At 44.5% G+C, this 25,082-nt stretch carries 22 protein-coding genes; 5 read left to right on the top strand and 17 right to left on the bottom strand.

The window, feature by feature from the left end; translation table 11 throughout:
• Positions 1 to 6 precede the first annotated feature (6 nt).
• Positions 7 to 1,425 (top strand): MDR family MFS transporter, encoded by a 1,419-nt coding sequence (locus QNI29_RS07695; RefSeq protein ID WP_231415796.1) that lies wholly within the window; start codon positions 7 to 9, stop codon positions 1,423 to 1,425.
• Positions 1,426 to 1,992: 567 nt separating this feature from the next.
• Here QNI29_RS07695 and QNI29_RS07690 read toward each other — a convergent pair.
• From QNI29_RS07690 to QNI29_RS07660, 7 genes are all read right to left on the bottom strand, one after another.
• The gene (locus tag QNI29_RS07690; RefSeq protein ID WP_231415795.1) at positions 1,993 to 3,015 is read right to left on the bottom strand and encodes a DUF2332 domain-containing protein; all 1,023 of its coding nucleotides are present in this window, start codon (positions 3,013 to 3,015) and stop codon (positions 1,993 to 1,995) included.
• Positions 3,016 to 3,153: 138 nt separating this feature from the next.
• Entirely contained in the window at positions 3,154 to 3,459 is a 306-nt protein-coding gene (locus QNI29_RS07685; protein ID WP_231415794.1) for a hypothetical protein, read from the bottom strand.
• Positions 3,460 to 3,618: 159 nt separating this feature from the next.
• Positions 3,619 to 5,610: an FtsX-like permease family protein gene (locus tag QNI29_RS07680; protein ID WP_231415793.1), complete on the bottom strand. Its 1,992-nt coding sequence runs from the start codon at positions 5,608 to 5,610 to the stop codon at positions 3,619 to 3,621.
• Positions 5,600 to 6,367 carry an ABC transporter ATP-binding protein gene (locus QNI29_RS07675; protein WP_231417537.1) on the bottom strand — a complete coding sequence of 256 codons (768 nt, stop codon included), beginning with the start codon at positions 6,365 to 6,367 and terminating at the stop codon, positions 5,600 to 5,602. The genes QNI29_RS07680 and QNI29_RS07675 overlap by 11 nt, the downstream gene beginning before the upstream one ends.
• 147 nt (positions 6,368 to 6,514) lie before the next feature.
• Positions 6,515 to 7,525, bottom strand: a complete 1,011-nt coding sequence (locus QNI29_RS07670) for a sensor histidine kinase (RefSeq protein WP_231415792.1) — start codon at positions 7,523 to 7,525, stop codon at positions 6,515 to 6,517.
• Positions 7,522 to 8,196: a response regulator transcription factor gene (locus QNI29_RS07665; RefSeq protein WP_231415791.1), complete on the bottom strand. Its 675-nt coding sequence runs from the start codon at positions 8,194 to 8,196 to the stop codon at positions 7,522 to 7,524. The genes QNI29_RS07670 and QNI29_RS07665 overlap by 4 nt, the downstream gene beginning before the upstream one ends.
• 154 nt (positions 8,197 to 8,350) lie before the next feature.
• Entirely contained in the window at positions 8,351 to 9,568 is a 1,218-nt protein-coding gene (locus tag QNI29_RS07660; protein WP_231415790.1) for a NupC/NupG family nucleoside CNT transporter, read from the bottom strand.
• Positions 9,569 to 9,793: 225 nt separating this feature from the next.
• Between QNI29_RS07660 and QNI29_RS07655 the strand changes: the two genes are divergently transcribed.
• Positions 9,794 to 10,240 carry a hypothetical protein gene (locus QNI29_RS07655; protein ID WP_284526944.1) on the top strand — a complete coding sequence of 149 codons (447 nt, stop codon included), beginning with the start codon at positions 9,794 to 9,796 and terminating at the stop codon, positions 10,238 to 10,240.
• Positions 10,241 to 10,246: 6 nt separating this feature from the next.
• On the opposite strand, the gene QNI29_RS07650 is transcribed toward QNI29_RS07655, so the two are convergent.
• A complete protein-coding gene (locus tag QNI29_RS07650; RefSeq protein ID WP_231415789.1) occupies positions 10,247 to 11,749 on the bottom strand; it encodes a UDP-N-acetylmuramoyl-L-alanyl-D-glutamate--2,6-diaminopimelate ligase in 1,503 nt (500 codons plus the stop codon).
• Between the two features lie 181 nt (positions 11,750 to 11,930).
• Between QNI29_RS07650 and QNI29_RS07645 the strand changes: the two genes are divergently transcribed.
• Positions 11,931 to 12,674, top strand: a complete 744-nt coding sequence (locus QNI29_RS07645) for an SDR family NAD(P)-dependent oxidoreductase (protein WP_231415788.1) — start codon at positions 11,931 to 11,933, stop codon at positions 12,672 to 12,674.
• Between the two features lie 641 nt (positions 12,675 to 13,315).
• Here QNI29_RS07645 and lspA read toward each other — a convergent pair.
• The 7 genes from lspA to QNI29_RS07610 form a co-directional block, all read right to left on the bottom strand.
• Complete coding sequence (gene lspA / locus QNI29_RS07640) at positions 13,316 to 13,771, bottom strand: signal peptidase II (RefSeq protein WP_231415787.1); 456 nt, start codon at positions 13,769 to 13,771, stop codon at positions 13,316 to 13,318.
• 200 nt (positions 13,772 to 13,971) lie between these two features.
• Positions 13,972 to 15,507, bottom strand: a complete 1,536-nt coding sequence (locus QNI29_RS07635) for an RQC-minor-2 family DNA-binding protein (protein ID WP_231415786.1) — start codon at positions 15,505 to 15,507, stop codon at positions 13,972 to 13,974.
• A gap of 171 nt (positions 15,508 to 15,678) precedes the next feature.
• Entirely contained in the window at positions 15,679 to 16,197 is a 519-nt protein-coding gene (locus tag QNI29_RS07630) for a DUF2569 domain-containing protein (protein ID WP_231415785.1), read from the bottom strand.
• Between the two features lie 20 nt (positions 16,198 to 16,217).
• Positions 16,218 to 16,481, bottom strand: coding sequence for a SunI/YnzG family protein (locus tag QNI29_RS07625; RefSeq protein WP_231415784.1), 264 nt, complete (start codon positions 16,479 to 16,481; stop codon positions 16,218 to 16,220).
• Between the two features lie 194 nt (positions 16,482 to 16,675).
• Positions 16,676 to 17,134: an SRPBCC family protein gene (locus QNI29_RS07620; RefSeq protein ID WP_231415783.1), complete on the bottom strand. Its 459-nt coding sequence runs from the start codon at positions 17,132 to 17,134 to the stop codon at positions 16,676 to 16,678.
• A gap of 124 nt (positions 17,135 to 17,258) precedes the next feature.
• Positions 17,259 to 18,776, bottom strand: a complete 1,518-nt coding sequence (locus QNI29_RS07615; RefSeq protein ID WP_231415782.1) for a glycine betaine uptake BCCT transporter — start codon at positions 18,774 to 18,776, stop codon at positions 17,259 to 17,261.
• 94 nt (positions 18,777 to 18,870) lie between these two features.
• The gene (locus tag QNI29_RS07610) at positions 18,871 to 21,054 is read right to left on the bottom strand and encodes a YhgE/Pip domain-containing protein (RefSeq protein ID WP_231415781.1); all 2,184 of its coding nucleotides are present in this window, start codon (positions 21,052 to 21,054) and stop codon (positions 18,871 to 18,873) included.
• Between the two features lie 201 nt (positions 21,055 to 21,255).
• Here QNI29_RS07610 and QNI29_RS07605 point away from each other — a divergent pair, with 201 nt between their 5' ends.
• The gene (locus QNI29_RS07605) at positions 21,256 to 21,999 is read left to right on the top strand and encodes an SDR family NAD(P)-dependent oxidoreductase (protein ID WP_231415780.1); all 744 of its coding nucleotides are present in this window, start codon (positions 21,256 to 21,258) and stop codon (positions 21,997 to 21,999) included.
• Between the two features lie 134 nt (positions 22,000 to 22,133).
• Here the strand turns inward: QNI29_RS07605 and QNI29_RS07600 are convergent, their stop codons facing one another.
• Both QNI29_RS07600 and QNI29_RS07595 read right to left on the bottom strand, forming a co-directional pair.
• On the bottom strand, positions 22,134 to 23,144 hold the full coding sequence (locus QNI29_RS07600) for a peptidoglycan recognition protein family protein (protein ID WP_284526943.1): 1,011 nt from the start codon (positions 23,142 to 23,144) through the stop codon (positions 22,134 to 22,136).
• 216 nt (positions 23,145 to 23,360) lie between these two features.
• Positions 23,361 to 24,122, bottom strand: a complete 762-nt coding sequence (locus QNI29_RS07595; protein WP_231415778.1) for an HAD-IIB family hydrolase — start codon at positions 24,120 to 24,122, stop codon at positions 23,361 to 23,363.
• A gap of 232 nt (positions 24,123 to 24,354) precedes the next feature.
• On the opposite strand from QNI29_RS07595, the gene QNI29_RS07590 reads away from it, so the two are divergent.
• Entirely contained in the window at positions 24,355 to 25,017 is a 663-nt protein-coding gene (locus tag QNI29_RS07590) for a VanZ family protein (RefSeq protein ID WP_231415777.1), read from the top strand.
• Positions 25,018 to 25,082 lie beyond the last annotated feature (65 nt).

Below are 25,082 nucleotides of genomic sequence, written 5' to 3'. Positions count from 1 at the left end.
AATACCGTGGACAACACGAAAGAAAACACTCAACAAGAAGAACCTATCAATAAAGTCCCGCTCATTATCGTGCTCTTATCGGGTGCATTCGCGGCCATTTTAAACCAAACCCTGCTTGCCACCGCACTGCCTAACATCATGGCAGACCTAAACTTAGAAGCGAGTACAGCTCAGTGGCTGACAACCATCTTCATGCTTGTAAACGGCGTTATGATTCCGATCACCGCCTTTTTAATTGGACGATTTACAACAAGAGGTCTCTTCCTAACAGCAATGGGCCTCTTCGCTCTTGGTACGTTAATCTGTGCCATCGCACCAAACTTCCCGCTATTAATGGTGGGACGGATCCTGCAGGCATCTGGGGCCGGAATCATTATACCTCTAATGCAGACGATCTTGTTTATGATCTTCCCAATCGAAAAACGCGGAGCTGCCATGGGAATGTTTGGCCTTGTCATTTCATTCGCTCCGGCGATCGGCCCGACTCTTTCAGGCTGGTTAGTGGATCAATACCCATGGAGAAGCTTATTTTATGTCATCTTACCGATTGTCATTATTGATTTCATTATTGCGTACTTTATCCTTAAAAACGTTACAAAACAGACGTTCCCTAAACTAGATGTTCTATCTATTATTTTATCAACAGCAGGTTTTGGCGGTATTCTTTACGCATTCAGTATTGCTGGTGGTGAACAAGGTTGGGGGAACTCACAAGTTTCTATTTCCATGGTCATTGGGGCTCTTAGTCTAACGTGGTTCATTTTGCGTCAAAGACGATTACACGAGCCAATCCTTGAATTTAGAGTCTTTCAATACAAAACGTTCACGCTCACAACAGCGCTTGGTATGGTTGTATTTATTGCCTTGATCGGTGCTTCTACCGTATTACCGTTATATATGCAACAAATGCTTGACTTTACGGCGTTAGAGTCTGGTTTAATGCTACTGCCTGGTGCTCTCATTATGGGCTTTAGTAACCCAATTACAGGACGTTTATTTGATAAATTTGGCGCGAAATGGTTGGCCATTATCGGGCTAATTATTCTGGTGGTTACAACATTTATGTTTACGAATTTAACCTCCGAGACATCCTTTATGTATCTAACCGTGGTGAATGCTTTCCGTATGTTAAGTGTTGCGCTTGTGATGATGCCAGTTACAACAGCTGGAATCAACCAACTTCCAGAACACCTCATCTCACACGGTACAGCGATGAATAACACAATGCGCCAAGTATCAGGTGCTGTCGGAACCGCTCTACTCGTTACGGTAATGAGTACAGCAGCTCGTCCAAGTAATGGAATTGAAGGGCTCGTACACGGCGTTAACGTTTCCTTCATCGTAGCTGGGATCTCAGCTATTATAGGACTTGTGTTGTCATTCTTTATTAAACGACCTAGTGAGTTAACGGCTTATAGAGTATAAGGAAAACCCCGAACTGTCTTTTTGACGGTTCGGGGTTTTTTGGTGGGGTTCTAGGGGGGGGAACTGATGCTTGGGGCGGGCGTTCCGATGCTTTGGGGCGGCGTTCCGACGCTTCGGGCGGGCGTTCCGATGCTTTGGTGTGGCGTTCGGACGCTTGGGGCGGGCGTGCCGATGCTTCGGGCGGGCGTTCCGACGCTTTGGGGCGGCGTTCGGACGCTTCGGGCGGGCGTTCCGACGCTTCGGGCGGGCGTTCCGACGCTTTTTGGCGGCGTCCGGACGCTTCGGGCGGGCGTTCCGGCGCTTTTTGGCGGCGTCCGGACGCTTCGGGCGGGCGTTCCGATGCTTAGGGCGGGCGTTCCGATGCTTTGGGGCGGGGTTCCGACGCTTGGGTCGGGCGTTCCGATGCTTTGGGGCGGCGTCCGGACACTTCGGGCGGGCGTTCCGACACTTTCTTCCGCTGTCCTGACACTTAAGACGCCCATCCCGACTCTTCAACCCAGCGTCCGGACACTCAAGCCAATCATCCCGCCCCCCCCCCTCTCCCACTCCTACAGAATCGCAGCTCTTTTACCCGTTTAGCTCCCAGTCAAACCACCGGCCATGACCATCTGTTTCACCAACAACTTCATGTGTCTCTACTCCTCCAATAATCGAATCAATATGAAGACGACGGTCGTTCATATTGTTATAGATATGAAACACATCGCGCTTCTCCCCTATAGCTCTAACGTGTTTCAGGAGTTCTCTTTTCTTTGTTTCAGGCAGTTGATTGGCAACGTGGGTGTGAAAGATGCATAGTGTCGTATTGGATGGTGTAAGGTTTGCTTGTTCTTGTAAGAGCGTGATGCCGTCTCCTTCGACTAGCGGAGGAGGAGATTTTATAAGCTCACGTGCGGCTTGTTCGAATTGTTGGCGTCGTTCGTGATGTTCAGGCCAGATAAGAGCTTTAAGCCAAAGCCTTTCTTCTTCATTTGTGATATCACTAATGTGCACATCTAATCCCACTCTTGCATGAACAGGTGGACTGCTTTTTAAAAGGGCTGGTTTATTTCCGTGGCGGACTTTTGCGGATAAGTAAAGTCTGGCCTCTTCATTGCCTACCCATTCATCTTCCCCATACGAATAAGCGTACTGATCAAACAATAGCTGTAAGCCTGCACTTGTGCCGATTTCGATGAGCGATAACGGAGTAGCTGTCCGTTTATAAATTTCACAGAAGACAGGATATAAATAAGCACAACGACGCACTTCATTTGTCTGGACGCGCTTTTCTTGCAATAGATCAATCAATGCTTCTCGATAGTCCATGCAAAAGGCTCGAAACACAGGATACACCTCTTCAACAGGCTCTGGTTCATCTGCAATGCTTGGATAAAAAGATTGCAATGCCTTCCCTTCTTCGTTTAACAATAAATAATGGACAGCACCAAAAAGTAAATTTGGTACTGGTTGTCCAACATTTGCGTGAGTAGCTAAATCTAAGAGATCCTCATCTTCTGCAATTTTTCTTGCAAGATGAGCGTATAGTGGGCTTGATCCATCACATTCTTGGTCTGCAAATTCGGTAAACCGTGTAGCTAACTGATTCATAATGGTCCTCCTCTACGAAATAGATGTAATCTGCCCTTTTAAATTATCACAAAAGGAAAAATGTGTAACACAAAAAGCCCCCGATGGATTCACCGGAGGTTCATACTTCGATTAAACAAACGAAGACAGGTACTCCCTTTAATACTCTTCCTCATCCGCAGTAATTTTCAGCCACCCAACAAACAATACGACTGGTAAAATCACCATGGAGAATCGGAGTATATAAAATTCTGTTAGTAAGCTAAAAATAATGATTGGCATTCCGATCATTATCGCAAGAGATGAAAATTTTGTGTAGCGAATCGACTGTTCTGAGATCTCGGGTTCCTCTTTATACATCCACCTCTGCCCCATCAGAACGCTCTCCTCAGGCTCGTAGTACGACCAAAGTAAGCAACCGTATAACGGAATCATGAATACGATACTGATAAATCCTTCAACCATGATTGAACCTCCCGTTTTAAAAATCCTGTACTCTTCCATACGATCCTAATAGGGAAAACGTTCCAAATTTAGCAAAAAAGTACCCTCAGCAAAAGCTAAGGGTACACTCTCGATATAAAAATAGGAGTCACGATAAAGGCTTCTACGTTTACCTCACCTTTATTTAACAATGGATTTGTAGCCGGAATACGTAGCTAGGAAGTAGCCTCCGTAAACGACCACGATAACGCCTGCTGTCATAAAGGATGGCAGAAGGACGCTTGTTTGACCCGCTGCAAGGAGGGCATCGTTGACCACTTTAATGCCGAATATTGAATGGACGATCGCGAGCGCCAAGGGCATCATGAAGTAAATAAATACTTGCCTAAAGATCGACTGGTGAATACCTTTTTGCGTTACGCCAATCTTTTTTAACATGGAGTAGCGCTCCATATTCTCACTTGCTTCTGATAATTGTTGCAGCGCAAGGATGGCAGCACTTGAAATCAGGAACACAATGCCAAGATAAACCCCGATATACACGACAACCGTTGAGGTCCCTGTTGATTGCTCATAGGCTTCTGTTTTTGTCATGCCGAGGACGTACGTGGGGATATCCTCTTGTGCGTTTAAGGCGGCATGAATCTCAGGAATCTCTTGGTCAGCAACCTCTTGTTTTCCTTCCTCATATTGCACATTAATCGTGACTGAGAACGGGGAGAGTTGTTCTGCCTCTTCATCTGGTAATACTGCTGTCATAAACTCTGTAGCTACCCCATCGGTTTTCGTTGAAACAACGCGCAGGCCTTCTTCAGCCACCGGGAAGGTTTCTCCTTTTATCTCAATCTGTGCATGTTCATTCGCGAACCGTTTAATCGGTTCTGTAAGATCAGTGCGATTTGTTAGAAGAAGCACCTCTTCCCCCTCAAGGGAGACGGGTTCTTCGCCTTGCATGCTAACTAGTTTCTCATAATCAGATCGTTTGATCACCTCAAGGTCCACTCCACGCTCCTGATCCAAGAATGTAGCAGCTGCGCCTGAGGCATAAGGCTGTAGATAGCTTCTGATACCCTGATCAGTTCGGTATCGATTATAAATAATCGTTTCGCCGTACTGATCGAGATCCATTTCTGTAAACAGAGAGTTTAGCTCATCAACTTCTCCGAGTCCTACAAAACCATAAAATGTAGCATCATACGGAGTCGTTTCGTCCAAATCTTTCTCTAAGCTTTCTTTCAAACTAAAGCCTGTTGATAACACCCCAATGGTAAAGAAGAGCATTAAGCAAATGATGGTCATAGAGATAAACGTTGAGTTTACCTTACTGTTGATCTGACGCAGCACGAACATATTGATGTGATGGTAGTAAAGTTTCTCGTTCTTCTTCAGCACCTTCAAGAGGAATCCTGACAAGGAGAAGAAGAATAGGAATGTCCCAACCGCACCAAGGCCGATACTCGTCCACATCAGCGTTGTATCGTGAAACAGGCCATACTTTAGCATAATGCCGTAAGCTACACCTAATAGAATAATGGAAAGGACAAAGACACTAATGGCCGTTGATGTTTTTCTGATCTTCATTTTCTGATTCTTCTTAGAAGCTGTCAGTAAATCGATCAATTTGTATCGGCTCATGATAACTACATTAAAGATCATAACGATAAAGAAAATGATGCCGAAATAAAGGATTGTCTTTAGCATCGCAGCAGTTGAGAAGACAAATTCATAAGCGTTCATATCGACCTTAAATAAAGCAGCCGTCAGAACGGATAACCCTTGTGACAGAAGCGTGCCAAGCCCGAGTCCGACAGCTAGAGAGATTAACCCAATAAGGAAAGTCTCCATAACAAGGATCCTCGAGATATGATACTTACTCATCCCGAGCGTCATGTACATACCTAGCTCTTTCTGGCGTCTTTTAATTAAGAACCGGTTAGCAAAGAGAATTAAAAAAGCGAGCACGACAGAGATAAAGACTGAAATCGCACCCATAATCCGCATCAGTTCATCGATCATATTCGACTGCGTATCGGACAAATCGAGCATCGCTTTCTGCGCTGAGATCGAATTAAAACTATAGAAGAGGCAGACCGCAAAAGTGATCGTTAAGAAATAGATCGCATAATCTTTGAAACTCCGTCTCACATTACGTAAGGAAAGTTTAAAATACATCGTCTGCGTCACCTCCGAGCAAGGTCACAACTTCCATAATTTTATTAAAAAACTCTTTTCTCGTGTCTGTCCCTTTTACTAGTTCATTAAAGATCTGACCGTCTTTAATAAATAAAATACGGTTCGCATAGCTTGCGGTGAACGCGTCATGGGTGACCATTAGAATCGTTGTCTTTAAGTCCTGATTCAGTTTCTCAAAGGACTCTAACAGTAGACGCGAAGACTTTGAATCAAGCGCTCCTGTCGGCTCATCAGCAAGCACTAGAGACGGATTCGTCACAATCGCCCTCGCAGAAGCAACGCGCTGCTTTTGACCACCGGACATCTCATAAGGAAACTTGTTTAACACCGACGAAATCTCTAATTTCTCTGCTGTTGTTTGTACCTTTGAAGCAATGTTAGAGGGCTTCTCTCCTTGAATCGTAAGAGCCAGCGCAATATTTTCAAAGGCTGTCAGCGTATCAAGTAGGTTGAAATCCTGAAAGATAAACCCTAGCTCGTCGCGACGGAATTTCTCCAGGTGTTTCTTCTTAAGCTTCGTAATATCTTGCCCATTGATCGTTATATTGCCCGTTGTGACGGTATCAATCGTAGAAATACAGTTCAGAAGCGTCGTTTTCCCGCTTCCTGAGGGTCCCATAATGCCCACAAAGTCCCCTTTCTCTACATCAAATGATAAGTCGTCGATTGCCTTTGTGACATTCCCCTTATTTCCGAAATACTTTTCAATATGTGAAGCATGCAAGATCGATGGCATCATAATCTCTCCCTTGTTGATTTCTGTGTCTATCATACAACCAGATCCCCAAGGATACCTATTGCTTTATATGACAAGAACCTTACACTTTTGTAAGGTTTCGTTGCCATACGAATCCTTTGAGACGACAAAAATGGAACCGCTCGATTACGATTCCATTAAGAACACTTTGCTTTTGGGGAAGATGAGATGCACCTTTGTCCCTTTCCCTTGCTCTGATTCAAGCTTCAAGCCTAAATGCAATTTATCAGCCAGGCGTTTACATAAATAGAGTCCCATACCTGTAGATTTGCTATACATCCGCCCATTCTCTCCTGTAAATCCTTTGTCAAACACACGACTGATATCCCGTTCTGAAATGCCGATTCCGTTATCTTCAAGCGTGAGAACGAGGCTGTTCTCTTGATGAGTCGTGTAGACCTTTAAGAACGGTTGATCAGAACGGATGTATTTCGTTGCATTGACAACGATCTGGTTCAACATAAACTCTACCCACTTTATGTCACTGTAGACCGTCTCATCCATTTCACCAATCTCTAACGAAATGCGGTTGTAAATAAACGCCTTCGCATTGCGCTTTGCAACCTTGTGAATGACTTCTTTTAAAGGGAACTCGCGTATCATATAATCTTCGCTGACATACCGACTTCTCGCGAAATATAACACCTGCTCGACAAAGCGTTCCGTTTTATCCAGCTCTTCTAAAATGCCTTGGTCGACATTCCGGTTCTGCCCCATCAATTTCGCCGACGCAATGGGCGTTTTAATCTCATGCACCCACATTTCGATATAATCCTGGTATTCCTCTTCTTCACGCTTGTAGAAGTTCACATGCTCATGCATCTGCTTGTATGCATCCTGAAACACATCGTGCACAATTTTCCCTTCTAAAAAAGAAGGCCGCTTAATTAACTCAGGCAACAGGTATTTCTTATCGAGAGACGCCTGCGCTTCAGCGAGCTCCTGGTAATACGTTCTCTTCTTAAGATAGTCGATCGCATACGAGAGCAGTAAAGGAACAAACCAAGCAAGACCCACAACAGCAATAAGACCAGGGCTCACGCGAATTTTCCAAAGAATGATACAAAAAACAGCGAAAAGAAAGAGATTCGTGACCAGGAAGACAAGCTTTTCCTTTATGTACGATTGAATATTCATGTTAGAACGTACCCCAGTCCTCTTCTCGTTTCAATTGGATTTCTCATACCAATCTGTTCGATCTTCTTCCGTAGGCGCGTCATATTAACCGACAGCGTATTATCATCTACAAAAATTTCAGATGACCATAAATACTCCATCAGCTGTTCTCTTGAAACAATGGTCCCCTTGTTCTCCATCATATAATGCAAGATTTGCAGTTCATTCTTCGTCAGGATCTGCTCTAGTCCTTGATAGCGAATAATCCCTTTGGCGACATCAAGCTCCATCCCTTCGTTCTGAAGCGTATGCGAACTCTGATTGGCATAGGCACGTTTCAACACGGCCTCGATTCGGGCCATAAGAATTTGCAGATTGTACGGCTTCGTCACGAAATCATCCGCTCCAAGATTCATACTCATTAACTCGTCCATTTCATTATCACGACTCGTGACGATAATGATCGGGACGTTTGATTGCTTTCGAATCTCCCGGCTAAGTGTATATCCATCAATGTATGGAAGATTAATATCTAGCAAAATCAGATCCGGATTGGCCTCTTGCACAGAAGGAAGGACACGCTGGAAGTCCGTGACTGCATCTACACGGTACCCCATATTGCCCACGTACTCCTGAAGCTCTTCTCGGATTCGTACTTCATCTTCTATGATTAAAATGTGATAAGGATTCATCTTCACCACTACCCTATTCCTAAAATTTCTTCTATGTAGAATATATAGAAAATCCGAAACTTACACAAACGTCTTTTATATAGAAAGGAACGTAAGACCTGACCCACTACTAAAAAAAGCACCCTCAGCAGAAGCCAAGGGTACTCCCTCTATTTTAAAATAAAAACATTCCTGCAATGCTTGCAGACAACAAGTTCGCAAGTGTCGCAGCAATAACCGCACGAAGTCCAAGATTGGCTACGTCTTTACGACGGTCTGGCGCCATTCCGCCCAACGCACCGATCTGCACGCCAATTCCTGACAGACTTCCGAAGCCTGTTAGAGCAAAAGTCGTTACGATCTCCGCTTTCGCACTTAGCTCACCCTTCACCTGGGCAAGACTGTCGAAGGCCACGAATTCATTCGTAACAATCTTCTGTCCAATGAAACTAGCAGCACGAGCCGCTTCATCCCACGGCACTCCTATTACAAAGGCAAGAGGTGCGAACACATAGCCTAACAGTTTCTCAAGGGTGATGGTGATCCCAACTACATCACCAGCCCAGCCAAGAATTCCATTTAATAAAGCGAGCAATGCAATAAATGAAAGGAGAATGGCGCCGATATTAACGGCAAGCTTAAGCCCTGTAATAGCACCATTTGCGATCGCATCGAATATGTTCGTCGTGTCACTTTCTTCTGGTGCCACTTCCTCCACTAATTCTTGTTTCGCCTCTGTTTCTGGTACAAATAACTTCGCAAGAACAAGCGCTGCAGGCGCGGCCATAAACGAGGCAGCGAGCAAGTACTCCACCTGAATGCCAAGGAGTGAATACCCTACGAGTGTTGAGCCGGCAATCGACGTGAAACCACCTGTCATCACAGCAAAGAGTTCTGATCTTGAAATCGTTGAGATAAACGGACGTATCAGCAGCGGAGCCTCTGTTTGCCCGACAAAAATATTCCCCGCTGCATTGATACTTTCAACCTTCGTCGTACCAAGTACTTTCGATAAGAATCCACCAATTAGCATAATTAATTTCTGCATAATCCCAAGGTGATACAAGACAGCAATAAGTGAACTAAAGAAGATAATGGTTGGCAATACTTGAAACGCAAACATCATTCCTATTCCCTCATGATTAATAAGAGGTCCGTATAGGAATTCAATTCCTTTTGTTGTATATCCGATTAAGTTATTGACAGCCCCGGACATATGCTGTAATATATTCTGTCCCCAACTTGTTTCGAATACGAGGAAAGCGAACAAGAGTTGAATACCCAGACCACCCAACACGGTCCGCCAATTGATCGCTTTCCGATTCGTAGAAAATAAAATCGCAATTAAGAAGATGGTAAGCATACCACCGATTCCCCAAAGTATGTTGTTCATGATGTTCTTCCCTCTTTCTAATCTTTCAAATGCATAAGTCCAATTTTAAAATCACATTTAAACAAATTACCACCATCCGAATGAGATTTCAAACCCTTTTTAAAACGTGCAATCGCTTACGGTTCCAAGAAGCCACTCGCGGCGCGCATAAAAAAATGCTTCACGGTAAACCGTGAAGCATTTTTTCTTGTTTTATTTAGTTGGGCGTGTTTTCTAATCGTGGTGGTGCGGGATCTAGATGTTGGGCATGCGGTTCTCGACGTCCCAGCGCGGATTCTAGACGTCGGCGGCGCTTTTCTCGACATGCCAGCGCGGATTCTAGACGTCGGCGGTGCTTTTCTCGACGTGCCAGCGCGGATTCTAGACGTCGGCGGTACGGTTCTCGACGTCCCAGCGCGGATTCTAGACGTCGGCGGCGCTTTTCTCGACATGCCAGCGCGGATTCTAGACGTCGGCGGTGCTTTTCTCGACGTGCCAGCGCGGATTCTAGACGTCGGCGGTACGGTTCTCGACGTCCCAGCGCGGATTCTAGACGTCGGCGGTGCTTTTCTCGACATGCCAGCGCGGATTCTAGACGTCGGGCTTGCGGTTCTCGACGTGCGAACGAGAATTCTAGACGTCGGCGGTGCTTTTCTCGACGTCAAAACCCGGAATCTAGACGTCATCCCCTAATCTAATTTAAACCGTCTTCCGAAAACGGTAATCCTGATCGAAATAGGCGTTTACTACATCCATTTCTGAATAAGGAACTCGTTCGTCCCCTATAATCTGATAGCCTCCAAAGCCGATTCCGGTTAGAAGTACCAGGTCTCCTGGTTCTGCCAGGTCAAAGGCATGATGGATCGCGTCTTCGCGGTGAAGTTTTGAATGAATAGTAGGTGCATGTGGTTGCTTGAAGCCTTTTAACACATCATTCACGACCTCTTGGCGATCGGCATGGCCAGGCTGATCCACACTTACGATGATCTCATCCCCTATGCCTTCAGCGACCTCCGCCATTTGCGGGCGCTTCTTCGGATCCCTTAGACCTACTCCTGTAATCATTACAATTAACTTTCGGTGCGGAACTTGCTGCACAGTATTCAACACAGTCGCTAGTGCGTCCGGTGTATGAGCGTAATCGAGGACAATCTGGAAAGGCGCCTCATTCTGCACAAGCTGATAACGTCCTTCAGGACAAGTAATGCCCCATACCTCAGATAAAATCTCCTGAAGAGGATAGCCCATCTGGTAACAAGCCGCTATCGCAGCAAGTAAATTAGACACATTATACTCTCCAAAAATAGGTGCATCTACGCGATAATGAAGATCATCAAAGATGAGGGTGAAGGACGTCCCTTCGATTGTCGTGCGTATTTTATCTGCCCGGAAGTCAGCTGCTTCGTGCGTTCCATAGGTCATCAGGGAACCATCGAAACGCTCAATTAAAGAAGGTGACATTACCGGATCGTCGAGGTTTACTACGGCCCTTTTCGCCTGATCAAATAATTTCATTTTCGCTTCTTTATAGGCTTCCATTGTTCCATGAAATTCGAGGTGTTCAGGTGTCAGGTTTGTATGCACGGCTACATTGAAATCAATGCCGGCTAGGCGCTTCTGTTCAATCGCAATAGAAGTCGACTCAATAACCGCGGCTTTCAAATCACGCTGCTTGAAATAATCTAATACACGGTGAATATCCGGTGCTTCAGGAGTCGTTGGCACGGTTTGTTTAAAATCGGTTTTCTGTTGATCATCCCAAATGCCAGCTGTTCCAAGACAGCCTGTTTTACAAGATAGATTATTAAGCAGGGAATGTATAAATGTTGATACCGTCGTCTTCCCATTTGTTCCCGTTACCCCGATGGTGTATAACGATTCTGACGGAGAACCGAAAACAGCAGAGGAAACCTGAGCAAGAGCCAATCGGCTATCTTCCACCTTAATAAAACTAACAGAAGCGTATTTCTCAGAGTATGTACGTAGTCGTTCTAAATCTGTACCAATAATGGTCTTTGCTCCATTATGAATAGCTTGTTCTATAAAAAGGTGCCCATTGTGGTGCTCGCCGGCTATACACACAAACGCATCTTGATTTTGAATTTCGCGTGAATCATAAGTAACAGAGGAAATAACCTGGGATTCAGGGCCCCAAACGGTTCCATTTACTAGGTCCTCAAGCAGGTAATCGTTACTGTTCATGTCATCATCCTTTTACAATTATTTACTTCATCGTACTAAAGTGTTGCTTCTTCTCTCCCATTCCCTATAAAAATCTTGGTAAACATTTCTTAGCCTATTCATGCGGAAAAGAGGTTTATAAGTAGGTATTGAGTGGAAAATAGTGGGATGAAATATGTAATTTGAGAGGAGAGATTTTTCTATGAAACTACAGGATAAAGTAGCTGTTGTAACGGGAGGTTATACGGGAATTGGTGAGGCCGCAGTAAGAGACTTCTGTAAGAATGGAGCGAAAGTCGTCATTGCAGATGTAAATGAATGCGGAGAAGAGCTCGCAGGAGAACTGAACAATGAAGGGTATAAAACACGCTTTATTAAGACGGATGTTACAAAAGAAGAAGACATTAAGAACCTCGTTAACCAAACGGTGGATCAGTTTGGTTCTCTTGATATCTTATTTGCCAATGCCGGAATCGGAGATGCCACACCCGCACACGAATTGTCCTATGATTCATGGAAGAACTTAATGGATGTAAACATGAACGGCGTGTTCTTGGCTAACAAATATGCAATCGATCAAATGCTGAAACAAGAATCCGGAGGAGCGATCATTAATAACGCATCCATCCTTGGTCATGTAGGTCAACCAAACGTCACCTCCTATGCTGCCGCAAAAGGTGGCGTCGTCAACCTGACCCGCTCTCTCGGCGTGACGTACGCCCAAAACAAGATTCGTGTAAACGCCGTATGTCCTGGCTATGTAGAAACAGCCATCCTTGAAAATGCAGATGAAGACATGCGAAAAGGCTTAGTCAGCGCCCACCCAATCGGTCGCCTAGGCCAGCCTGAAGAAATCGCCAAAGCCGTCAGCTTCCTAGCAAGCGACGACGCCTCCTTCATGGTCGGAGCCAACCTCCTTGTAGACGGAGGATACACTGCGCAGTAGTAACAAAAGCGCAAGCCACCCGGGTAGCCCCGTATAGACTGGACCGTACCGCAGTGAGATAAAGGAAACACGGTGAGCCAGCGGCGAATCGATGTTGACTTATCGACCGGCGGTAAGGGAAGTCTACTAGGGGCTGGGTGGCTGGAGCTGGATGTCATAAAAAGCGCAAGCCACCCGGTTAGCCCCGTATAGGCTGGACCGTACCACAGTAAGATAAAGGAAACACGGTGAGCCAGCGGCGAATCGATGTTGACTTATCGACCGGCGGTAAGGGAAGTCTACTAGGGGCTGGGTGGCTGGAGCTAGATGTCATCAAAAGCGCAAGCCACCCGGTTAGCCCCGTATAGGCTGGACCGTACCACAGTAAGATAAAGGAAACACGGTGAGCCAGCGGCGAATCGATGTTGACTTATCGACCGGCGGTAAGGGAAGTCTACTAGGGGCTGGGTGGCTGGAGCTAGATGTCATCAAAAGCGCAAGCCACCCGGGTAGCCCCGTATAGACTGGATCGTACCGCAGTGAGATAAAGGAAACTACAAAAAGGTCCGCCTCCCAATTCAGGAGACGGACCTTTTTTACTATGATCAAATCGTTAGCTAAAGAAAAAAACTTCCGAAATGGTTCCTTTCTTATGTATACATTCAGGAATACTCAGGATCTTCACTAGATGTATATGTCCATACAGCAAGCCCAATAAAGCCAAATAGAATATATAGATCGGCTATGTTAAAAATCCCTGACCGACCTTCAATATGAATAAAATCTATAACATGACCTAAAAACAAGCGATCTATGAAATTTCCAATACCTCCACTTAACACGAGAATGAAAGCTGCGTTTCGAAGGAGTCTCTTTGAATGATGAGGCACACTCCACCAAAGGAAAATACAGCTGATGATGATGACTTGCATCGGAATAATCACCCAGGAAACAGAACGTAATCGTCCACCTGATATGCCTTCATTGTATAGAAGATTCCATTCCAGCCATCCAGGAATAACCTGAATGACTTCATCAAGGTCTAACCGAGCATCCATCCACCGCTTAACACCAATGTCTAGCGCAACAAGCATCAGTATTACCACTATTCGCTTCACAATACACATTCTCCTCTATAACACTTCACCGTACGAACGCGTGTCAGACACGCGTCAGCTCTTTACATCACTAAAGGGTGTCTGGCACGCGTTTATACTTTACACTATTAAAGCTTGGTTTCTCAAGGAAAAGGGAGCTGATTAGGAATTTCCCTATCCATACAAAACCCTAAGCGGATCCGCTTAGGGTTTTGTATGGGCTACTCTTTATGAACAACATAACCAGCCGCTTTATCGGTAAGAGAAAATCCCTTCTGCAACTTCCGAAGAAAGCCTTGTTTCTCTAACGACTTCAGCGCCTTCATCGCATCTTTCTCTTGCCACTCGTTCATCGCTCCAAATTGCAGAGCCTCATCTAACTTTTCAGAACGGATCTTGTTCGTGGCCTTGCCAATTAGAACCTGGGTAATGGTATGAGCGGGATAGATGCCGCTGTAGTCATGCACAAATTGGAGCACCTGCTCCACCTCGCCCCAGTAAAGGGGATGTTTATTCACTCTGGTGAACTCTTCCTCCTGCGTCATCTCGTTCTCCTCAAGGAAAGCTCGTAACGATTCTTTAAGGCGCTCAAGTTCTCTTCGAACATCCTTCCTGAGGAGCTCCTCCCACTCTTCTACCCGTTTCAGCATCGAGATAGAAGGAAGGTTTACATAGGAGAGCCAAACAAGGTCTGAGGAATGTTCACCCTCAGGCATGTGCGTCGCTTCTATCGCCTCAAATAGGTCAATCCAAGGGCTATCAGGCTGCCCCTCTTTCTTTATAGGCAGTGACTCCACTTTTTGGAGCAGGACCTTTAAGTTTTGCCATTCTTCTAAGTAAAGATAAGCTTTTTGACGGATTTTGCCGAGTCGTTGAATCTTATCTATCACAAGCTCATTATTCGCTGTAATGTCATTGAATTGGCGTTCGATGGTGTGGATGCGCTTCTTCGCTTTCTCGAGGTCAAACTCTTCTTCTAGTCGCAATACGTCCTCTTTTAGGTAGACGTGGTAATCGCACACTTCACAATAGAGCTCCAACTCTTCCTTTTCAGAATGGATGTAAAGATCTTTCTCATGGTGACAGGATGCCCCTTCAGACCAGAGCCATTCGGATGGGATTGAACGGAATGGTCTCATCACAATTTCCACACGGTGGCGCCAGAAAGAAATATCTTCAGGGTACTTTAGCTGAGATAAGAGGTTCGATCGGTTCATCGCTTCCACGGCCTTGAGTTCCTCTTTTTTCCCGTGAGCAAATTGAACAAGGGAATGCTCTTCAAACCGCTCTTCTAGTGTATGAACCCATTCCGCTTCTGTCTTCCAAGACAAGTGAGCGCAATAGAGGTATTGTTGAAATAAACGTTCGACATGCGCCTCTAGCTGTTGATTCGACATCATCGAAATCTTTGTCTCAAATAGGTACTCTTTATGGATCGGGATGCCGTGCTCTTTAGGGAAGGTGCGAAACAGAAACAATTCTGGTTTCACGACCCCACCAAGATACAAGTCCCCTTCTTTATCAAGCAGAACAGGCAACACGCCTTGTCCCTCTGTTTGTAAAAATTGCCTGAGGTGTTTGATCTCCTCTTTTGATCGGCCCTCTACGATCTTCTCTACCATCGTATGAATCCGAGAGAGAGATTCTTTTCGAACTTTATTCGGAATCGATCGCACTCCTTTATTCTTCTTCCCACCAGGGAAAAACACCAGATACGGAAAATCCTCGTGCGTATAAGCAAGGTCTCGTAGCGCCATCAGTCATCACCCAACTCATTTAATGTAGTGAACCGCTCTAATCGAACGATTATTACTGAACACTTTACAACAAAAATGGGGCGAACAAAAGTTTGAAACAGTCGATCTCTTTCATCTTCTTCGTGAAGGGCACCAAAAAAAGCCCCCAGCAAGGAGGCTTTTACGATCTGATTATGATTTCCACGTCTGTGTGAACGTCAACTTCACTCGCTTAGATTTTAAGAAATAAGGAATCCAGATACATGCACCAATAATGGCGCCAAATAGTTGAGGGTAAAGTTGCCCATAGGCTATTTGACCGAATTCTGACTCCTGCAGGATAGCGAATGCAACCGTATTATCAATGACAATCAGAACCAGAGCAATTATATAAAAATAGATCATCAGCTTCGGTACTAACCGATGCTTCTTGAAGAACATCACAGCCAAGAAGATGGTAAAGCCGAGCAACAGAATCTGGACGATTGATTCTACGATAATGGTTGTGCCAAGAAACGGCGCATATAGATCTGTTCCTTTGGTTGTAATTTCGCTCCATGTTTCCTCTTCAAATAAAGGCAGGAATGTCGTAAAGATCTTGATGACATTGCCAACAATCGAAAATATAAGACCCATTGCAACGAGAATGAGCCAGCCATTAATATGATCATATTCTTCTAAAGTAGTATCTGGAGTCGTATTTGTATCCATTTGTCGATCCTCCTATGTAGTTAGCCCTTCACTATTTCTTCGATCCGCTTTTTAAGATGATGATCACCCGTGTAAAGCAAATAGTTCTGTTCCGTGGTCTTCAACAGGTACCTTTCCGTTGTCGCGTAAGGAAACCCCATCCTAAGAGCTTGAACATCTTTGCCTCCGTAGGTCTCATCACTCACCACTTCTAAAATGTGAGCCTTTGGAATCTTCACTTCACTTAGCATCCATTTTAAAACGACCATTCCATCTTTCTCTTTCACCCTGAGACCGATCATCATGACTCCTCCGTTTCATATTTCCCTTATAATAATTTTACGATCAAGTATAGGGTGACGTTTCACTTTTTCGGTATTTTTACCACTAAAATCCATGTAGTTTTATATAGAAAAGGAAGTGAATGAAGGACATAAAAAACCAACCCTTATTTCTCATAATACAGAAATAAAGGTTGGTCATCTCAACTCCCAACAATCTACATATCCATCGGCGACAATGTTCTTCCCATCTCAAGATACGTCTTCAAATTACTCAAAATTGCAGGCCAGCCGTTATTCAGTCCATAAAACGTATCCTCTTGTTCACTAATGTCCGTACTCAAAAGATTTTCATGGGTTAGCGTTAATTTAACCGTATCATTGACTTCTTTCATCTTAAACGTTACGACTAATGGTACTTCTCTTTCCATGTCTTCAACGTGGTGCCATGTATACGAAAGCTTTTCAAAGGGATCGCACGTTTTAATAACCCCTTCCACATCCAGCTCCCCGTCACTTCTGTAATAGGTAATGGAAGCTCCTTCCTGCCAGTCTGCATGTACTGCACAGCCGAAGAAATATTGCTTCGTATGCTCTGCATTCGTCAAAGCTTCCCAAAGTTTCTCTTTCGTTGTCAGTATATATGTTGTGTAAATAAAAGAGTTCTGGTTTTGCATATTACATCCTCCCTGATCTAGTGGATTTATTGAACCATTCCTTTCTACCTTCTTACTTCAATAAACACAAGATTGAATCCTTCTATAGAAAAACGCCTAGCTACACGCTAGACGTTTTAATCATTTATTTTCTTTTCTTTCCTTCAATCTTCCCAATCCCAAGCTCTTTCCCTTCCTGATACACCGTCTTCACGAAGCTAAATGACATCAGGAGCATGATGACGGAAAATGGCAAGGCTGCAATAATCATTGTGTTCTGTAACGCTTGAAGGCCACCTGTGTATAAAAGGGCAAGAGCGGTTACAGCGAGCAAGACACCCCATGTTAATTTCACGAACTGGCTCGGGTCGCCCTTACCGCCTGTTGTCATCAGGCCTAGCACGAACGTTCCTGAATCTGCAGATGTGATAAAGAAGGTACTAATGAGCAAGATTGCTACAATCGATGCGACCATGCTAAGCGGGAAGTTCTCGAATACTCCAAATAAAGACTTCTCAGTAGCAAGTTCTGAAATCGCTGCTATACCGTTATGCTCGAGTGAAATGGCCGTTCCGCCAAATGAAGCAAACCATAAGAACCCGATTAAAGACGGCAGTAACAACACAAAGAATACAAACTCCCTGATACTACGCCCCCTTGAAACGCGGGCAATAAAGATTCCTACAAATGGGGACCAGGCAATCCACCAGGCCCAGTAAAAAATGGTCCATGAATTAATCCAGCCTCTGATGTCTTCATTAAGAGGCGCAATACGGAAGCTCATCTCAGGCAGATGCTGAATGTAAGCTCCAAGTGAATTGGTAAATAAGTTCAGCTGGAACAATGTCGGCCCAAGGATAAACATCAGAAGGAATAAGATAAAAGCAAGAATCATGTTGGCATTACTTAAATACTTAATCCCTTTCCCAAGCCCTGACCAGGCTGAAATCATAAATAACACCGTTACAATCGCGATAATAATCAGTTGCACAAAGAAGTTACTTGGAATATCAAAGAGATAGGAAAGCCCTCCATTAATTTGAACAGCTCCAAATCCAAGTGTTGTGGCAACTCCGATTACGGTTGCGATCACAGAGAAAATATCGATTAAGCGGCCTGTATTTCCGTTCGCTTTATCTCCGATAATCGGCTCTAACGTGGCACTAATAAGACCAGGCTTACCTCTTCTGAAGCTAAAGTACGCAAGCACCAGTGCGACAATGCCATAAATAGCCCAGGCATGAATCCCCCAGTGAAAATAAGTAAACCGCATCGCATCTTTAATCGCTTGATCGGTCCCTACTTCTCCTGTCGGTGAGCTAACTGCATAATGACTAATCGGCTCAGCCGTCCCCCAGAAGACTAGCCCAATTCCCATACCGGCACTAAATAACATGGCGACCCACGTAGGCCTTGTGAACTCCGGTTTCTCATCTTGTTTTCCAAGACGGATTTTCCCAAGTGGCGTAATAAGAAAGACTAACGCCACAATCGTGAAGAACGTCACAACAATTAAATAATACCATCCTAATCGATTCGCAATGAACGCTTTAACATTTGCCGTGATGGTCTCTAACCAATCAGGTGCGATAATCCCAACAAGGGATAACAGAATCATCACAGCAGCTGATATTTTAAAAACGGGATTTAATTTTTGAAGCATAACAACGACTCCTTTCTAAGGCACTTTTCGGTACCTGACTCCTGCTTATTCTTTTCTATTCTGAGGATTGCTATTCGATAGGAAAGCACCCTTTTTAGTGGAACATGCCAGACTTCCGCGACTTCTCCATTAAACTTCTTGTCCCTTTATGCAAAGGCCCTTTCAAGAAGGCCCCAATTACGATGAAAAGCACCCAGAATCCAGTGAGAAATAAAAGGTCCGTTTTCACACGGGCATCTACAATACCTCCGACCGCTTCCCTCAACAAATCCACCGCATAGGAGAATGGAAGAAACGGATGTATGGTTTGAAAGAACTCCGGAAGAAGGGCAACCGGGTAGGTTCCACCAGAACCTGCAATTTGCAGCACAAGGATAACGATCGCTGCCGCCTTCCCTACATCTCCGAGCACCGAAACGAGCGTGTAGACGATCGTCATAAAGACAACGCTCACGACCATGCCAAAAAGGATGAAATAGAGAGGATCGGCAATATCAATACGCAATAGATATAAGTTCCCAAGGGTGACAACGAGTGTCTGTAATATTCCGATGCTTACAAAGGTCGCAAGCTTCCCGAAGTAGCGCTCATAGATTCGGTACTCCTCCCCGTGGACCGGGTCTGTCGTGAGGAGGGAGACGAGTAATAAAGCTCCGACCCATAAGGATAAAACGGTGTAAAACGGCGTCATGCCTGTCCCGTAGTTCTCGATTGGGAAAAGTGCATTTTTCCTCAGCATAATCGGATCCTCAAAGAAACTCTGTTCCGCTTTCGGATCATTCTTAAGAAGCTCAATCAGCTTATTGATATCCGTTTCGCCCTGAATCTCTCGAATGCGGTCAGCTAAGCGATTCACCTTCTCGTTTACATACGGGTACTCATTTAACATGTACTCAAGGATCCCTTGACCTTCATCGATATCCTTCTCTGTATTGTTCAGGATGCGATCCACCCTCGGGATCGTTGATTGGGCCTCTGATAAGATCGACCGCGCCTCAGCCAGCGTATCCTTGGCGCTAGCTACTTCACTTATCACAGTAGGTTCAATCGATTCGTTGTATTCTTTTAAAAAATCGCCTATCCGGTTCGATGTAGACTCAGATGTTTCTTGAAGATCTGCCAGTGTTGCCTCAATCGACTTTTGCTTGTCTATCAGGAATGTTTCAATCTTCCCATTTGTTTCTTGCAAGGCCTTAAGTCCCTGCGTTATGGTGTCGAGGTCAGCTAGCGCGTTTGAGATTGCTTCATTGTTCGTGCTTGTTTCCCCATTCGCCTGTTCTCCTTCTGGTGGCTCTTCTTGAACTTGCTTGAGGATCTGTTGTACATTCTGAACTTGGCTGATCGAGTCAGCGAGCTGTGAGTCGATTTTCTTTTGAATCTCTTGGCCTTTACTTAAATCGATATCGGTTGACTGAATCTCTTTCAGAAAAGCGTTAACCTCGTCAGCTGTTTCCTGGGCGGTCTTTAAGTCTTCTTTCACCTTAGGAGCCAACTCATTCAAGCGCTCTTCGGCCTTGCTTAAAAAGGAGGTGGTTTCGTCAATCGACGTTAAGCCTTGCTCCGTCACATTTTGTGCTTGCGGAATCAGAGCCTGCACGTCATTGATGACGCCTTCCGCTTCCTTAGAATCGCTGTACGCTCCTGAGATCAGGTCGTGAATCTTTGGCAGGTTCTCCTCTAGCTTGAAGACATATTCCTCAAACCTCTTAATGTCAGGAAGGTCTTTCTCAAGCTCTACTCCGAGTTGATTAAAGAGTTCCGCTACTCTCCCATTCACCTCCGAGATAAAGCTGCTCGTAATCTGATCCACAATGACAGAAGCCCCTTTATTCGTAATCTTCGGAGCAATGGCATTGATCTTCTCATTCACATAGTAAGCTACTTCTGCTTTCTCCGGACGGTCCTGAACGACCGTGGCTAATTTCTGGGAAAAGTTCTCCGGAATGACAATCACCGCATAGTAATCTCCGTACTCCAACTTCTCCATCGCGTCTGGTTGGTCCGTAAAGTGCCAGTCAAACTTCTTATTCTCTTTCAACGTGTCCACTAGCCTCTCTCCAACATCAATCTGTTGATCACGGACGGTTGCTCCCTTGTCCTCATTCACAATCCCTACAGGGAGCTGATCCGTTTGGCTATACGGATCCCAAGAAGCATCTATGTTAAACCAGGCGTATAAAGAAGGAAGGATGATGAGACCACCTATTAAGACCATCGCGACCCAGTTCGTTGCAATACTCTTCCAGTCTCTAGTGAAACTATTCCAGACAGCTTTCATGTGAGGATCTCCTTTATGTTCGTTCACAAGATTTCCTATTAGAATGCGCGGAACGAGGGGGCTATATTCTTAAGGAGAGGCGATTCTGAACAATCTATATTCCATTTTCAACCTACTTTTATTACAAAATTAAACAAATTATGAGACTTTTCGACAAAAGAAGCGTAAAATGGATAACGAAAGATAGAGAGGAGAGAAAGCATGAAACTAGAAAACAAAGTAGCCATTGTCACAGGTGGGGTAACAGGAATCGGGGAAGCAACGGTAAGAGACTTTTGCGAGCAAGGGGCGAAAGTGGTTATTGCTGATGTAAATGAAAACGGCGAAGCCTTCGCACAAGAGTTACGAGATCAAGGATTTGAAACGCTTTTCGTTAAAACAGATGTTACGAGCGAAGAGGACATTAAGAATTTGATTCATCAGGCAGTCCATACATACGGTTCTCTTGATGTTCTGTTTGCGAACGCAGGAATTGGAGACGTCACACCGGCTCATGAATTAACATATGACGCTTGGAAGAAGCTTATTGATGTCAATTTAAACGGGGTATTCCTTTCCAACAAATATGCAATCGAACAAATGCTGACTCAAGAATCAGGCGGTTCGATCATTAACAATGCCTCTGCCCTTGGTCATGTCGGTCAACCGAATATGACATCTTACCCTGCTGCAAAAGGCGGCGTGGTAAACATGACGCGTACGCTAGCGATTACATATGCGAAGAAAAACATCCGCGTCAATTCTGTGTGCCCAGGATACGTGGACACAGCCATTATGAAAGACGCAGATGAAGCTGCACGTGAACGCCTGACAAGCCTTCACCCTATCGGTCGCTTAGGCCAGCCATCTGAGATCGCGAAAGCCGTTACGTTCCTAGCAAGCGATGATGCATCTTTCGTAGTTGGTTCAAGCATTTTGGTTGATGGCGGGTATACTGCTCATTAATTCAACATAACGAAACGGATATGAGGCAGATGATGCTTCATGTCCGTTTTTATAGAGAACAATTCTGATGCTTTAGTTGAAAGTAAGGAGGGCCTTTTATAAAAAAACGCCACTCTCAGCTCAGACCCCAGTATTTACTGTAAGCTCGCTCGAATCTCGTTCATTTTCTGAAGGACTAGCGGATAGAAATTCTGCTCAGCACTCGCCGTGGAATTTCCACCGAAGAAACCAGTGCCCGGGCATGATTTAACAGCGTGCCCTGCCCCGTGGTCTAGCACGCGCTCTCCTGTATTAATATCCCACCAGTGGTGATAGGTGACGCTATCTACCGAAGGAGTCAGCCCATACTTTATCATTAACAAGGCTGTCACAGTTAGAATCGTTTCCCGTTGTTCAGCCGTCATTTGATTGTCCCCCTTATCAAAGCTCCCTAAATTCTCGATCGCTAAGGCATTGTCTTCAATCCGTTTCATAGCCGCTTCATTTTGAAGACCAAACGATCCTTCAGGAGGGGTGTTGAATGACCTGCCAACAGCCACAGTACCATCTGGGAAAGTCGTTAACTGCTGACTAATGTCGCTCCACTTCATCCCATTCACGTGGTACTCCTTCATCCCTTTTAGTAAAGCAAAATGGTTCGATCCATTAAAACTCTGGTAATTCGGCTGATATGTGTGGTGCTGTTGAATTAGATTGACCTTACGGCTGAACTTGTGATTAAAGATCCAATCCTTAAACTCCTCTCTTGTCATGAGAACAAACTGCCCTTCCATTTGAAGCTTCTTCGGAGGTATTCTGATTACTTGACCTACGTATAGCAAATTGGATTGGAGTTTATTCGCTGCTTTAATCGAAGATATAGTTGAATTGAACGACTGAGATAAAAGCCAAAGCGTATCGCCTGGCTGTATTTCATACATAACCGGGACCCGAATTTTCTGCCCTACAAATAACAAGTCAGACTGCAATCCGTTTATTCGCTTCAGGTCTGAAGCAGAGGTTTGATAGGTTGCTGCGATCTTCCATAGCGCATCGCCTGATTTCACCTCATAGATATTTCGTGGGTTATTTGTAGCATGGGCGTGAGACAGGGACAGTTGCATGATGACAAACAAACTCATGATAGCGATGAGGATATTTTTCATAATTGGATTCCTTTCCAACAGCTAGGATGTTTTCCTTTAGTTTGTTGATCATCAGTTAGATTATACGGAAGGAGCGTTATGGTTTGGGAAAAGGAGGCGTACCGAGAAATAACTTGCTTCAACTGTGAATAAAAGAACACAAAAAAGACATGAGAATTTGTACCTCATGCCCCTCTGCCTAAACTGTTCTCCTACAAAAAATACTGCGATTGTCATTTAAACGGTCATATGTTCGAGATTTCTTAGCTTGTTTATAATGTGCTCTTCTTGATCTTCTCCTAAAGCAATTGTTTCATCCGAAAAAGGTGTGAGAGAATCAAGATCCCCAATTTGGATGGCGTGTGCAGCGTGTTCGAACATAGTAATATCATTCGCGTCATTCCCGAATGCGATATATTCCCCTTCCTTCACGCCGATCTGCTGCAAAGCTGACCACTTATGAATGCCTTTAGGATTAATATCGATCAGGTCCTCTTTATGATGGCGGTGGATCACCACATCCAAATTCTCGACTCTTTCTGTTAACTCTTCCATGTGAGAAGCCGTTAAGATCAGAACCTTCACAATAGTAGGTAACTCCCCAACTGGCACATGCGATGCTAACCGGTAAGGATCAAGGTTGTTTAAAATAGGATGGTCATCCGGGCCTGTATAAGCATAATCCCATTCACTATCGATTAAATACGTGGCTTGGTAGGTTTCAATCAGCTCTTGTAGCGCGTTCACGCTTTCAGGTTGAAATGACGTTTCAGAAACGAGCTTCCCTTCCCTATAGACCATAGACCCATTCCCGCCAATTAACGTGCCATTATGGAATTGTTCATCAAGAACGGGGATCATATCACGGACGGGCCGGGCAGAGGCAAAGATCACGTCAAACCCTTTATGCTGCAACTCCGCAATCGCGGATGCAATCCCCTCAGAAAGAGGTTCCCCTTTAAAAATAATGGTGCCGTCTAAATCAAATACTAGTTTCATAGATCGCTCCTTTATGTAACCTTCTTCCCACATCTATTAGCTTACAAACACTGATGCGCCCCTTCAACTAAAACGTGTTCGTCTTGCACCACTAAATGAATTGCCGATTTTTACCCTAAAGAGTCCATTGAAAACCTCACCGATATGGTTTAATATGGAAATGTTGTTTAGGGATCGTTCAGGTAAGAGGAACCACTCTTCCTAAAAATCATTTAAGTAATAGGGTGATGTTGTGAAAAAATACGTATTGTTAGCCGTGCCCATCTTTCTTTATGGCCAAGGCGTCCTGTTTTACTTCCAGTCCAATAGTAGTTTGTTTGGGCAAAGTCTAGTAAACCTCGTAACGATAATCATTTTGTTGAGTCTTCTATTAAAACAGACACACTTCCATCATGTACTCGACTGGATCGTCGGAACCGCATTCGTCTTATACTTTTGCGTTTTGTATCACCAAACGGTTGAATTCGAGTGGTATTTCTCGAACATCCATTATTCACCGGAAGATATAAGCTATGTCTTCAATTTTGTGAACCTCATGCCCCTCACTGGAATTCTTGAGGTGTTACGCTACAATCCGAATGCAACTTTTCAAATTCTAGGGAATCTGATGATGCTTGCACCACTCGCTTTTGCTATGCTTTACTTCAAGTGGACAACGAGCTATAAACGAGTCGTCTTGTATGCGTTTCTATGCTCAGTAGGAATTGAAGTGTTCCAGTTCTTCCAAACCATAATTTCAACTGTATTCTCATTAGGGATAGGAAGAAGCACAGATATAGATGACATCATTCTAAATACGTTGGGTGCGGGTATAGGAATCGGAGTTTATCACCTTTGGACAATGATCGTAAAAGTTTATCGCCAGAAGAGAGAGAAGTCTCATCTGACTGCTTAAGTAAGAGGCATACATAAGAAAATGAAAGGCCAGCCCTATTATAGGGCTGGCCTTTCATTAGTTGT

The organism is Pontibacillus chungwhensis, assembly GCF_030166655.1.
Classification (GTDB): domain Bacteria; phylum Bacillota; class Bacilli; order Bacillales; family BH030062; genus Pontibacillus.
Note: the sequence above shows the minus strand (reverse complement) of the source record. Positions and strands in the feature narration are given on the sequence as shown.

Bases quoted from the DNA above. Each gene is read 5' to 3' on its own strand.
- QNI29_RS07690 (WP_231415795.1), bottom strand. From the start codon at position 3,015: ATGAATCAGTTAGCTACACGGTTTACCGAATTTGCAGACCAAGAATGT.
- QNI29_RS07685 (WP_231415794.1), bottom strand. From the start codon at position 3,459: ATGGTTGAAGGATTTATCAGTATCGTATTCATGATTCCGTTATACGGT.
- QNI29_RS07680 (WP_231415793.1), bottom strand. From the start codon at position 5,610: ATGTATTTTAAACTTTCCTTACGTAATGTGAGACGGAGTTTCAAAGAT.
- QNI29_RS07675 (WP_231417537.1), bottom strand. From the start codon at position 6,367: ATGCCATCGATCTTGCATGCTTCACATATTGAAAAGTATTTCGGAAAT.
- QNI29_RS07670 (WP_231415792.1), bottom strand. From the start codon at position 7,525: ATGAATATTCAATCGTACATAAAGGAAAAGCTTGTCTTCCTGGTCACG.
- QNI29_RS07665 (WP_231415791.1), bottom strand. From the start codon at position 8,196: ATGAATCCTTATCACATTTTAATCATAGAAGATGAAGTACGAATCCGA.
- QNI29_RS07660 (WP_231415790.1), bottom strand. From the start codon at position 9,568: ATGAACAACATACTTTGGGGAATCGGTGGTATGCTTACCATCTTCTTA.
- QNI29_RS07650 (WP_231415789.1), bottom strand. From the start codon at position 11,749: ATGAACAGTAACGATTACCTGCTTGAGGACCTAGTAAATGGAACCGTT.
- QNI29_RS07645 (WP_231415788.1), top strand. From the start codon at position 11,931: ATGAAACTACAGGATAAAGTAGCTGTTGTAACGGGAGGTTATACGGGA.
- QNI29_RS07635 (WP_231415786.1), bottom strand. From the start codon at position 15,507: ATGGCGCTACGAGACCTTGCTTATACGCACGAGGATTTTCCGTATCTG.
- QNI29_RS07630 (WP_231415785.1), bottom strand. From the start codon at position 16,197: ATGGATACAAATACGACTCCAGATACTACTTTAGAAGAATATGATCAT.
- QNI29_RS07625 (WP_231415784.1), bottom strand. From the start codon at position 16,481: ATGATGATCGGTCTCAGGGTGAAAGAGAAAGATGGAATGGTCGTTTTA.
- QNI29_RS07620 (WP_231415783.1), bottom strand. From the start codon at position 17,134: ATGCAAAACCAGAACTCTTTTATTTACACAACATATATACTGACAACG.
- QNI29_RS07615 (WP_231415782.1), bottom strand. From the start codon at position 18,776: ATGCTTCAAAAATTAAATCCCGTTTTTAAAATATCAGCTGCTGTGATG.
- QNI29_RS07610 (WP_231415781.1), bottom strand. From the start codon at position 21,054: ATGAAAGCTGTCTGGAATAGTTTCACTAGAGACTGGAAGAGTATTGCA.
- QNI29_RS07605 (WP_231415780.1), top strand. From the start codon at position 21,256: ATGAAACTAGAAAACAAAGTAGCCATTGTCACAGGTGGGGTAACAGGA.
- QNI29_RS07600 (WP_284526943.1), bottom strand. From the start codon at position 23,144: ATGAAAAATATCCTCATCGCTATCATGAGTTTGTTTGTCATCATGCAA.
- QNI29_RS07595 (WP_231415778.1), bottom strand. From the start codon at position 24,122: ATGAAACTAGTATTTGATTTAGACGGCACCATTATTTTTAAAGGGGAA.